9 protein-coding genes are annotated in these 11564 nt (G+C 46.0%); 1 reads left to right on the top strand and 8 read right to left on the bottom strand.

The annotated features are described in order from the left end of the window. On the top strand, positions 1–1277 hold a 1277-nt coding region (locus QVO66_RS09915; protein ID WP_021855330.1), incomplete at its 5' end, for a PcfJ domain-containing protein. A 169-nt stretch (positions 1278–1446) separates the two neighbouring features. Here QVO66_RS09915 and QVO66_RS09920 read toward each other — a convergent pair. The 8 genes from QVO66_RS09920 to QVO66_RS09950 form a co-directional block, all read right to left on the bottom strand. Further along, positions 1447–3735 carry a DEAD/DEAH box helicase gene (locus QVO66_RS09920; protein ID WP_288172797.1) on the bottom strand — a complete coding sequence of 763 codons (2289 nt, stop codon included), beginning with the start codon at positions 3733–3735 and terminating at the stop codon, positions 1447–1449. Positions 3736–3788: 53 nt separating this feature from the next. Beyond that, positions 3789–4886: a glycosyltransferase family 4 protein gene (locus QVO66_RS09925; protein WP_021855332.1), complete on the bottom strand. Its 1098-nt coding sequence runs from the start codon at positions 4884–4886 to the stop codon at positions 3789–3791. Positions 4887–5171: 285 nt separating this feature from the next. Further along, a complete protein-coding gene (locus QVO66_RS13675; protein ID WP_021855334.1) occupies positions 5172–5993 on the bottom strand; it encodes an acyltransferase family protein in 822 nt (273 codons plus the stop codon). A 203-nt stretch (positions 5994–6196) separates the two neighbouring features. Next, positions 6197–7258 carry a polysaccharide pyruvyl transferase family protein gene (locus QVO66_RS09930; protein WP_021855335.1) on the bottom strand — a complete coding sequence of 354 codons (1062 nt, stop codon included), beginning with the start codon at positions 7256–7258 and terminating at the stop codon, positions 6197–6199. Continuing rightward, on the bottom strand, positions 7255–8376 hold the full coding sequence (locus tag QVO66_RS09935; protein ID WP_021855336.1) for a glycosyltransferase family 1 protein: 1122 nt from the start codon (positions 8374–8376) through the stop codon (positions 7255–7257). The genes QVO66_RS09930 and QVO66_RS09935 overlap by 4 nt, the downstream gene beginning before the upstream one ends. Positions 8377–8417: 41 nt before the next feature. Then, the gene (locus QVO66_RS09940) at positions 8418–9518 is read right to left on the bottom strand and encodes a polysaccharide pyruvyl transferase family protein (RefSeq protein ID WP_288172798.1); all 1101 of its coding nucleotides are present in this window, start codon (positions 9516–9518) and stop codon (positions 8418–8420) included. Positions 9519–9520: 2 nt separating this feature from the next. Continuing rightward, complete coding sequence (locus QVO66_RS09945; protein ID WP_021855338.1) at positions 9521–10720, bottom strand: 4Fe-4S dicluster domain-containing protein; 1200 nt, start codon at positions 10718–10720, stop codon at positions 9521–9523. A 52-nt stretch (positions 10721–10772) separates the two neighbouring features. After that, on the bottom strand, positions 10773–11564 hold a 792-nt coding region (locus tag QVO66_RS09950; protein ID WP_288172799.1), incomplete at its 5' end, for a glycosyltransferase family 4 protein.

Consider the following 11564-nt stretch of genomic DNA (forward strand, 5'->3'; position numbering starts at 1 on the left):
CCATGAAACCGAGGAACAGATTTGAAAAGGCGGTGGCGGCTTCCAACATGAAGCTGTCACCCGTAAGCCCGAAAGCCGTGGAATGGGCGGTAAGGAACACGGTAAGCCATATTGCCTTCCGCACGTCAGGGCACAAATGTACCTGCGGCGACTGCGGTCATAAGTTCGACTACAAGGGAAAAGGCAAATATACACGTTGTCCTCAATGCCGGCACAAGCTGGAAGTGACGGACACGCTGACACGCAAAAGGAAAGAAAGTGTCTATTTCTCCACCATCGAGAGGGTTGACGGCTTCCACGTGCAGAGGGTATTCCGTCTGTCAGCAATTACACGCAAGGGCAAAAAAAAGGAAACCTGGCAAATGGAGGTGTGCCGTATATGGCTTAACAAGGACGGCAAGACCGCAGTCACGTCAAGGACAAGGATGTTGGGACATTATATGGACTGTTTCAACTGGCTCTCGGACATTGAACTGAGAAATTTGACTAACGTCCATTGGGTAATATCGAACACGTATGTCTATCCGAACTATTCCACCACAAGGGAATTAAGGCGTAACGGCATGAGGGGGAGGCTTCCGGACTGCCACCCAACAAGACTGGCGCAAACGCTTCTTGCGGACAGCCGCATCGAGACGATGATGAAAGCCAAGGACTTCAAGGCGGTTGAATACTTCACAGTGCACGAAATGGAGCTTGACAGGTGTTGGCAGTCGTACAAGATAGCGAAACGCTATCGCTATGAGCCTGAGGATTATGGATTGTGGTGCGACACGGTAAGGCTGCTTGAAAGATGCGGCCACGACATCCGTTCGGTCAAGTACATCTGCCCGAAAGACCTCAAAGCTGACCATGATAAATGGCTTGCAAAAGCCACACGCATGGAGGAAAGGCGGAGGAATATGGAACGGATGGAGAGGGCGAAAAGGCAGGAGGCGGACTTCTATCGGGAAAAGTCGTGCTTCTTCGGCATAGTCATAAGCGACAGCGACATTGAAATATCCGTCCTTGATTCCATTGAGGCGTTCCGTGCCGAGGGTGAAGCCATGAAACACTGCGTATTTAGGTGCGAGTATTACGCCAAGTCGGACAGCGTCATCCTTTCGGCTCATGACCGCCAAGGCAACCGCATCGAGACAGTCGAGTTCTCGATTAAGCAAGGAAAAGTGGTACAGAGCCGTGGCGTATGCAACTCCAACACCGAGTTCCATGACCGGATAATACAGCTCGTCAATGACAATGCCTACCGTTTCTTGGAGGCAAAATCAACGGCATAAGTTCCAAGTAATGTTTGTGTACCGGCCTGCGCCGTGAGGTGTGTGTCCGTATTTTTCTAGTTTCCATGTATTGAACTATACAAAACGGTACAAAAATGCCGCAAACCACCCTTGGAACAATTTTGGACAGCTTGCGGCATTTTGTACTGTGCGGATATTTCCTGCCTTGTCAGGTGCCTAATTCCACGACCTTCTCTTTTCCGGGGAAGACAGTCAGCCTTGCCGTACCGTCATCGCGTATCTCGACTTTCGAGTAGTTGGCTTCCACCACTACCTTGCCGTCAAGCATGATGATGCCCCATTGGCAGGGGTTGCACTCCACGGCACAGTAGTTCCCGACAGGCGCGAGGATGTTGCGATAGACAGGCGGCACGACTATACGCCCTCCGAGTTTCAGCCCCCACTTCCGGCCTGACCGGAATGGTTCGGCCTGTTGCATTCCGGCCAACCGCTCCTGACGTTTTTCTTTCTCTTCCTGCTTCTCTTTTTCCGACCGCATGAATGCACGCCTTGACGCTTCGGCTTTCAGGCGTGGAATGACGGTGTTGAAATCCCCATCCGGGGTATTCGGGTTTTCGCAAGCGATGTACCGCTTGCCATTGCCCTCATCTACGAGGAAGTATTTCCCGGCGGTGTCCTCGACGACGATGCTCCCATCCGCCAGCATTCCGCAATAACGGTAGTAGGTTTCGTAATCCCCGGCAAGTATGCAGACGCTGTCGTGCCCCCACCGTGCATCGTCCTCTTCAACCTGCCTGCACCTCGGAACGGAGAAGTAGTCGCAAATACGCAGGTAAAAACCGAGGTCAAAAATGTTCCTGTTGCCGCGGATTGCCTTTACCCTGTACTGCGTTTTAGTCCTGCTGTGAATGAAACCGTCAACCTCCAACAATTGTACATTCTTGAAATACAGTAACTTTGGTTTGCTTGTATATGTCTTGCCATTATGCAGGTCCATGTAGGTTTCATGGCCGTTGCCGCCCGTCATCGACAGTATCCTGTCCTTCATGAATTTCACCTTGCTGCACCGTCCAAGCCTTGCCGTTATTCCGCCCTGTTCATCCACTATGCACACCTGTTTATTGTTAAGGCGTACAACTGCAAGGCTGACGTCCGTGCCGAGCACTTCTGTATATTGCGGCATTGCGGTTATTTTCTCGCCGCGCTTCAAGCCATACAGTCCGCTTGCCCTGTCCTTGAATGCCTTTAATTTATCTTGCCTTGTAATTCCCACGTAGAGATTATCGACGGCATTAAGGTAGTCAACCAGCTTGTCATGCGTTACGATTGTTTCCATTCCGTCATCTTGTTGGGGCGTTGTGCTTACAGCTTCCTCCATCCTGACGGTTTGGAAATATGCCGTCCTTGCCATGTTAGCGTAGCCTTTCCCTGCCATCCGCCCCTCGAACATAGCCTGCCAGTCACGGTAAGCCGTGGGCAACCCGAACAGTCGATACAGCCCCACGTTGTCTATCATCACGCAGCAATTCTTGCCGTCCGTCTTGCGCAATCCGCGCCCCACCTGCTGCAGGTACTTGGCAAGCGACAGCGTAGGCCTTGCCATCTGTATGAACTCCACATCGGGACAGTCGAAGCCCTCGCTGAACACGTCCACGTTGACCAGTACCTGTATCTTGCCTTTTTTGAAATCCTCGACAAGCCGTTTACGTTCTTTTGCCAGTGTCTTGCTGTCAATGGCGACGGTATTTATCCCATGTTCCTTGTAATACCAGGCGATATTCCTTGCGTGGTCGATGCTGATTGCATAGACGATGCCTTTCTTGCAATTGGCATACTGCCTGACACTTTCGTACAGTCTCTCTATGCTTGGCCGCCTGTTCAGTACGGCATCCATTTCCTTCACTTGAAAATCTCCGTCTGTCCCACGTTTCTCCAAACCGTCTATCAACCGTTGGTCTTCGCTGTCCGGGCGTATCGAGACATAATCAAAGGCCGAGAGCCAGCCTTTCCTGATGAAGTCCGCTATACTGTCCGATGTTATCAGAGTGTCAAACAAATCGGTGAATCCCCTGCGGTTCATACGGCAGGGTGTGGCCGTCATGCCGAGTTTTTTCGCTTCGGGATAACGCCGCCAAAGTTCCCTGTAAGTGTCGGCAAGCGCGTGGTGTGCTTCGTCAATCACTATCAGGCTTGGTCTTTCCTCCCTTACGTTCTCCCAATGCCGTGACAGCCACTGGATGGACATCACCTTTACCCGTCCATCCTCTTTGGAAATGCCGTAGCGTGCAACGGTTTCCTCTATCTGCTCCACAAGCTCGCGGCGGTGGGCGACTATCCACACGCATTGGCTTTGTTCCTCTTTCAAATGGTCATAAATGACAGAAGCAAGCAGGTGTGTTTTGCCTGTGCCTGTGGGCATCTGCACCATGATGTTACAATGCCGTTCTCCAAATGACAAAATATGTTCTTTTATATGAGATTGGTAATCTCTCAACATATTTCAGATAGCGGATTGATTAACACAAAGTGATTATTGAGACAAATCTCCTGCTACTTTAACCTAAGATATACCTCTGCCACTTGATTGGCAATCTTCTCCCAATCATATATGCTCATATCGTAATTGATGTGTTCCAATGGATGTTCTATTACGGCTTTTAACTTTCCAACAAGTGCATCCACATCGCCAACAGGAAAGTAGTCTTCCTTGTTAAGACCTACTTCTAAATTGGCAGGTATATCGCTCACGATAACCTTTACGCCATAACTCATGGCTTCAAGCAAAGCTATTGGCAGCCCTTCGTGGCTTGACGGCAAGCAATAGCAAAGACAGTTCGTCAACAATGAATGCAGCTTCTTGCCCTTGATAAAGCCAGTAAGGACAACACCGTTCTTTCTCGCCATTTCTTTCAGATTGCGTGAATAGTCATCCTCAAAGTCTGTATCGCCAGCCAGTACAAGTTTTATATCCGTATCAGGATTTTGTTCTTTTGCTTTAACATATGCTTCTATAAGGTGATGGAGGTTCTTTTCAGGCACGAAACGGCACATGCCGAGGATATACTTGCCTTTCTCTATGCCAAGTTTCTTAAAGTATCCAGGATAATCACATACTTCGGGCTGAGACACGCCGTTATAAATCAAATGAACGTGGCTTGTCCGGTTGTATTTCCGCTTTATCAGGTTGCGTATCACGTCGGAGATTACTATCACCTCATCTGCAAACATGCAACCCATGCGTTCACCGAGTTTCAGCATCGTCTTTGCTGCAAATCCCCACTTGTCGCGGTCGTAGTCAGGCCCGTGGTGGGTGAAAACAACTTTCATCCCTAACATCTTGGCATAAGGCACAAGCAGGGCCGGACCTATAGCATGTATATGCAGGATGTCCGCCCCAAGCCGCCGGGCCTCGTTGATGGCGCGGAACGTATGGATGATGGCCTCGAACGACTTCTTCTTCGGGCTGTTGATATTCACCAACTTTACGCCATTCCATTCCCTTAAGTCATCCTTAACATAATTCGTTCTGCGTATCACCGTAACGTCAAAACCACGTCTGGCAATTCTCGGAAACAGCTCTTCGCAATGTGTCTCCACACCGCCCATGATATTCGGAATGCCACGGGTGCCAGTAACAATTATTTTCATGTTTTTGAATTATTGATTCTTATGAAAGTATGATTTGGCCTCAATAATCTCCCTTTTGTATTAAAATCAATAAAGACGCATTGCAAAAAGTGGGGAGGGCTATTTGTCACCTTTTGTTAGGACGCTTACTGTCGGATGGCAAACGGATAATGTGTCTACTTCTCAAACCGTTTCATCACTGGTTGCAACAGATAATATTTCGCTACATGAGCGAAACAGATAACACCGCAGATTGTCAGTAGGGATGTTACGATATATAGGAGGTCACACTGGCCTATGTAATTCTCAAGATGCACCCTCTCTACTACGCGGTATATGAACATGTGTGAAAGGTATATTTCCATGCTTATACCACATTAAGTATTTAACCACGCGGTTATTTAACACCTTGTTAGACGAACCTATCGCATAAACGAGCCATACGTTGAATATTAACAGCTGGACAATGTAAGATATGAACTGCCCATGAATATGTCTTTTGAACATAAAGAAACATACGGTCAGGATTAGCATCACGATTGTAGCACACACACTGTACCGTTTGCCGAACTCCGCCAATTCATGACGATACAGGTAAGCTATACCTCCGGAAATAAACAATGGCGCACAGTATATCATACACTTTCGTCCCGGTGCGGAAAAATGCTCGATGGAAACGAGTACAAAAATCAAGGCCAATGCCAAGGAAATCCATGCGCGTCGTTTATTGTCAAGCATAAATACAAAAAATGGGAATAACATATAGAATAGGAATACCACTCCAAGGAACCAACCCACACCTATCACATGAAATTTAATATCCGGTGGTAACAAGCCGAAACACAGTGTCATATTTGCGAATACTTCACATAATGAGCCAAGGTCATGTTCAACAGCCAAGTCAATAAGACACAGCAATGCGAAAAAAGGCAATATACGAAGGTAACGTTTCCTGTAAAACGCATTGGGCGTAATTGTGCCTTCTTTTATTCGCGTGTAATATCCACAACACAGCGAGAAGCCGCTTACAATCATGAACAACAACGTGAAGTTAGTGAAGAAGGGTATCAGATCTTTTGTGACATAATTGATTGACGGTTTTAATGCGATATTCACTTGTACATGCATCAACACTATCCCCAAGGCCGCATAGGCACGAAGTCCGTCAAGTGAATTATAGCGTTCGGATTTAAGATCCGATTTATTTTTTTGCTTAACATTTTATTGTATTTATTTACAGCTTGGTAATTAAGACAATATTGTCCGAATGCACACAAAAACAGCATTCAAAGAAATAAAGGTTTGTGTGTTTCAATGGTTTGACAGAGACATCATTCGATTTCATTTCTCAAGAAATCCAGGCTTTCTTTCCTTTTTTGCCTCAGTCGTTCATTTACGACCTTGTAGTCGATTTCCTTTTCCTGTCGTTCCAGGTCAAACACGAAGTTGTCGTCAATGCCTCTGTTCTCAATACCAAGTGTTTCCAATAAGTCATTGACTTTCCGTATTCTGTTTTTTTGTGTCAGGAAAACTTTAAACTGACGTTCGTTTTCAATGGAGAAAGCCACCCCGTGGAACGTGCCTGTTATGACGAAGCGTGCGTTCCGGAACATCCATACCCATTGAAAAGGCGTAAGGTTCACGGTGACGGCAGAATAACGTTTGTCACATTCCCCGGCGCCATAAACGGCCAGGCCATGTTCATTCGCATAATCAAATATCTGATTTTTTACGTGCATGGGAAGATTTTCCGCATAGTAGAACAAGATATACTCCTTGTTTGGCAATTTGACTTCCTTTACAGGAAATTCTATAAGAAAAGTCGGATCAAGAACCTTCAGCGGTGTTTTTCCTGTAATATGCTTCACAAGTTGCTGTCCTAAAGAATCCCTGACTGATATGGCTTTGAAACTCTTTATACCGGTTGTCACGTATCCAGGAATATCTTCATCAGGTGTGGAATCTCCCACACTTGGCGCATACGATACAAGCCGTTTGCAAGTCAGTCCCTTACCAAATTTTATTTCAGCATCACTTTTCGTATCCTTGAAATTCCAGACTTCATCACTTCCTATAACGATTACGTCAAGTCCCAGACGATTCACATCATTTGCACTATAACAACGTCGTGTAAGATTCATATACTTATGCCTTGCTGAGAAAAACGTCCAAGGCAATCGTATCTTCTGCAACCATTCACTAATTGTCTCGCGTCCGGCGTAAAACCGAAACCATCCGCCAGTATTTATAATGAAGTGCTTAAGATGAATATAATTGATAATTACCACCTCATCATCGGGACGTTCACGCTCAATGGCCTTTTGCAATGCATACGCTTGCAGAAAAGCCCCGAAGTTCGCAATGAAATGGTGCGTGAGAATTCCTATTTTCATTTCAACGTGCTGTTATAGATTTCCAGATAAAGATTTTCAAGTTTTTTTGCTTCGGCTCGGATGTCATAACCTTTTTCTATGATGACATTTCGCATATCCTCACGTTCAGGCAGGGCTGACAGTATGCTTAAGGCTCTGTCCGCCCAAGTGCTCTGTCCCATTCCCAAGTCAAGGAATACGGCATTACTCGTAAGTCCTATCTCCGGGGTTATTGAGGAGGAAAACAGGCACGGAAGCCCCGCAGCCTGAGCCTCTACACCTACGACAGGCAGACCCTCCCAATGGGATGGCAACATAAATATGTCGAATGCCTGGTACCATTCGTTGGCGTTTCCTACATTGCCCATCATCTTCACTTTGTCGGATACACCAAGCATCACGGCTCTGTTCTTGATTCTCTCTTGCAGTTCCCCGTCACCAAGCAGTACGAGGACAGCCTTTTCGTCACGTCTGGCTATCTGTGCGAACACTTCAATGAGAAAGGCGTGGTTCTTCTGGTGCATGAACCTCCCCACATGGCCTACGACATGCTTGCCCTCAAGACCGTTCTCGACACGCAGACGTACCCTTACATCCGGATTGAACACGAAACGGTCCACGTCAATGGCGTTGCGCACGAGTACATAATCTCCACGTTCCATTACGGCCTTGCCGAAATAATACTCACCGGCTTTCAGTCCACAAGTGAAATGATGGGTCATGTTGAACCGCAACATCTTCTTGCAGACCCATTTCAGTGCGATTTTATAGTCAAGGTTAAGCCCTTGGCCATGTGCGTGATATATTCTTACCGGAATGCCGGCACGTTTCGCGCTGTTCAGCGCATATAATCCCAAAGCCCCGTTGTGAACTTCTATCACGCGGTATTCGGGATATTGCCCAACCAAGTTCTTGAAGAACCGGATGTATTGCGGATAATGTAATGGGTTGAGTCCGGGCGAGTGGAATATTCTCGCTCCCATGTCCGTGGCCTCCTTGTCGTATGCGCCCGGTTTCAGCTTGTTGCATACGAAGTCGAACTGTACCTTGTCACGGTCGATGTGACGGTAATAATTCATCAGCATGGTCTCTATTCCGCCACGATCCAAGTTGCTGACGGAATGTAAAATTCGTATCATAAGAATTGAAAAAGATAAATAAGAAAAGACTGCCTGCAAGATTACAATCCAAGCAATCCTTTTAATATGTCTAAAGAGGCGGAACGCTCCTTTACTAATATGGCGTTCACTTTGTCATAGTTTATAGCCTCGTTGAATAGTGAAAAGTCGTTGAAATCCTTGACTATGCGATTTTCTAGTCCTGTCAGTTTTAATATGCTCTGATTTCTGCTACCCGTCGAAGTGTTCGGCAGTACTTCTATGAATGGCCTGTTGAAGTTTATTGCGAAACAGGTGCCGTGAAACGAATCTGTTACAAGACACCTGCAACCTTTGATGTAAGCGAGAAAGTCGGAGACATCAGGACACCAAACGAATTTGCCTCCGCGTCTCATTTGGTGTAGATGTGGACTGATGCGGACGAGCGGAAGTCTTGTATGTCGTGACAAATCCAAAGCATAATGATTCAGATTGGCATCATTATGGATTTGATATACCAATATATATTCGCCTTTGATTTCTTTCCGGATCATCTTTGACCATTGTTCACCGCTAAGCATTAATGTTGGATCCAACACCTGTCCGTTGCATCGTATTCCCCATTCGTTCAGTAACTTTACGGCACTGTCCTCCCGTACTGCGATACCATCATATAGTCTAAGCCAATATTTGTATTCTGAAACTATTTCATCGCTGAACTTGGTTTTGCCGAAACTGGCCGCATAGGCTATTTTCTTTCCATTTTGGACGAATGACAGGAAATATGCAGGATCGTATTTCCCGTTGTACAAAGGTCCCCATACTTGGTCGCTCCCTGTAATGAAAACATCTGCCCCTATTTGCGTGAGCCCATCAATGTCGCTCACCCTGTTTGTCATCCGCAAATATTGGATACGCATCTTGTCAAAACGTGTTCTCGCCATAAATTCCATCGGAAAGCGTACCAAGACATACAATGTCTTTTTCAAGATGTTATTTGCGTAAGCTTTCTTCAGACGGACTTGCGCCAATGTTGCCTTCAGTCCCCTTTCATCTTTCCTTTGATAGTCTATAATTTCAGCAGACAAGCCAAGACTACCAAGTATTTTCAGGGTGGCTATGCTTTGCAATAATGACCCATAGTTTGACGGCCCATGTCGTGTAATTACCTTTACGTCCATCATAATTATTTCAGGATTCGATTACGCTTGTCAGGATAAAATTTGCAAACAACGCGATAGAACAGAATGGGCATTCTGGGTAGCGTGTCTACAATCTTTCGAATAGCAAGCCTTTGCCTAAGCTCAGCTTCACCGGCTTTCTTTATGTTTTCACTACATTTCTCGCCCCTGAAAAATGGTTCGGTTTGTTGTTTTCTCCACACGTCTTTCAGACTTAAGGCAGCCTTTACGTCCTCAAAAGTTTTTTTCTGTAATCCGATGGCGTCTATGTTCTTCAACAGTTTTCCCCCAGTTTCTGTATGTACCGTAACCAAGGTTTCACCCAGATTATTTGGAGTTCTTATTTTCCAAGGGTCCATAAGCGTAAGGTCCGCCTCCGCTTTGATTCCGAATGAATCACCGCAGATGTCACAGCCCGGCACCGTCCACAATCTTCTACCGAACGGAATCTGAGCTGCCCTATTCCAGGGCAGCTCAGATTCGTTCACCCGAACGATTCCCGGCCACCCATTCCCGCGATAGCGGGCCGAAAATTTTAGATTTTTAGGAATTTCAGTTCCAATTATCTTCGCAAGGAATCTGGTTGAGTCAAGCGTCTTCTGTTGTTTGCAGAAAATGCAGATGCGGATGATTTCGTCCGCCTTTCCCTTCAAAGCGGCATTCATCGCCCTAAGCTGGCAGCTTGTACCCACCACAATCAGCCGTTTGCAATGCTGTATCTTGCTGATGTTCCGGCAAGCCATTACCGAGTGATAGACCGAATTCGGAATATCATTGTAGCTGGGAATGTTGCCTTTCGTATAAAATTCGCCTTCAGCGTAGGGAAATACGTCTGTACGCCTCAATGTATAGACACCATCGGCCAATCCGTTCCGCAGGCTTTCAATAATAATTGTCTTGCATACCCCACCCGAAGAACACTCGTGTCTTACCGTTGCGTCAGTGTTATAACCTAAGTAATATTCCTTTCCGGCGAATTTGTCAAAATATCCTTCGTAGTTCTCACGTTTGTTGGCGGGACAGATGTTCACGCACCGTTTACAGCGGATACATTTGTCATTGTCCACCATGATTTGGTTTGTCCCGTCTTTCCGAAGTTCCATGGATATGGCCTGCTTGGGACATACCGCTTCGCAAATGCCGCATTGCTGGCACCAGGAATAGTCATAAACAATTCTGTTTGTTTTTTCATTATATTCAAGCATAGAGCAAGTTTTTTATGTTTCCATTTAATGACGACGAGATAGGCCTCCATGTTCATCTTGTCTTGAAGAATTCGAGGTATTTCTCGGCGCAAGCTTTTATAGTGTAAGGACTGCTGTCCTTCATCTTTTGTGCATTCGTCTTGTAATAGGCAAGGTTGTTGATGACTTTTGACAAAGCTGCCATATAACTTTCAGTTGTAAATCCATCACTAAGCACTCCGTTCTTTCCATCCACGGCATCCACGGCTCCACATACAGGCGTGGATACTACAGGCACTCCGCTCAAAAGTGCTTCGATGATAGTGATAGGCATACCCTCAAAAGCACTTGACAATACGAAAATGTCTGCATTTGCCATATAATCACTGATATTTTTTCGCGTGCCGAGAAAGTGGATATTGGGACATGCCGCTGCTTTTAAAGATAAGCCCAACTCGCTGTCATAACTGTTGCCAATTACCAATAGTATTGCATCAAGTCCTTTAGTAGCCAATGCATTGAATGAGTCAATCAATAACATTTGATTTTTTTGAGGATTGCAACGTGCCACATGCAATATTACCGTAGTGTTCGGAATCTTCTTTAACGAGGCTATCTCACGTTTTACATCCTCTATCTTTTCTGTGGGTTGCATAGGAGCACGGCCGTTTACGATGCAAGTGGCCATAGTGTGCGGATAACGTTTCTTCTGTTCATTATAGTTCGTTTCGGAAATCGCTGCGAAACGTATCATTCTCCAGCGTCCCAACGTGGCGTGAAGAAAATCATAGATTGCGGTTGAATACCCACGGTTGACATCGTTATGTATGGTCTGTACAAATGTTATTTTCTTTCCTAAAAAGAG

The organism is Prevotella sp. CAG:255 (assembly GCF_000431195.1).
Taxonomy (GTDB): Bacteria; Bacteroidota; Bacteroidia; order Bacteroidales; family Bacteroidaceae; genus Prevotella; species Prevotella rara.

Excerpts from the sequence above, each read along its gene's own strand:
- QVO66_RS09920 (WP_288172797.1), bottom strand. The coding sequence starts at position 3,735 with ATGTTGAGAGATTACCAATCTCATATAAAAGAACATATTTTGTCATTT.
- QVO66_RS09925 (WP_021855332.1), bottom strand. The coding sequence starts at position 4,886 with ATGAAAATAATTGTTACTGGCACCCGTGGCATTCCGAATATCATGGGC.
- QVO66_RS13675 (WP_021855334.1), bottom strand. The coding sequence starts at position 5,993 with ATGCATGTACAAGTGAATATCGCATTAAAACCGTCAATCAATTATGTC.
- QVO66_RS09930 (WP_021855335.1), bottom strand. The coding sequence starts at position 7,258 with ATGAAAATAGGAATTCTCACGCACCATTTCATTGCGAACTTCGGGGCT.
- QVO66_RS09935 (WP_021855336.1), bottom strand. The coding sequence starts at position 8,376 with ATGATACGAATTTTACATTCCGTCAGCAACTTGGATCGTGGCGGAATA.
- QVO66_RS09940 (WP_288172798.1), bottom strand. The coding sequence starts at position 9,518 with ATGATGGACGTAAAGGTAATTACACGACATGGGCCGTCAAACTATGGG.
- QVO66_RS09945 (WP_021855338.1), bottom strand. The coding sequence starts at position 10,720 with ATGCTTGAATATAATGAAAAAACAAACAGAATTGTTTATGACTATTCC.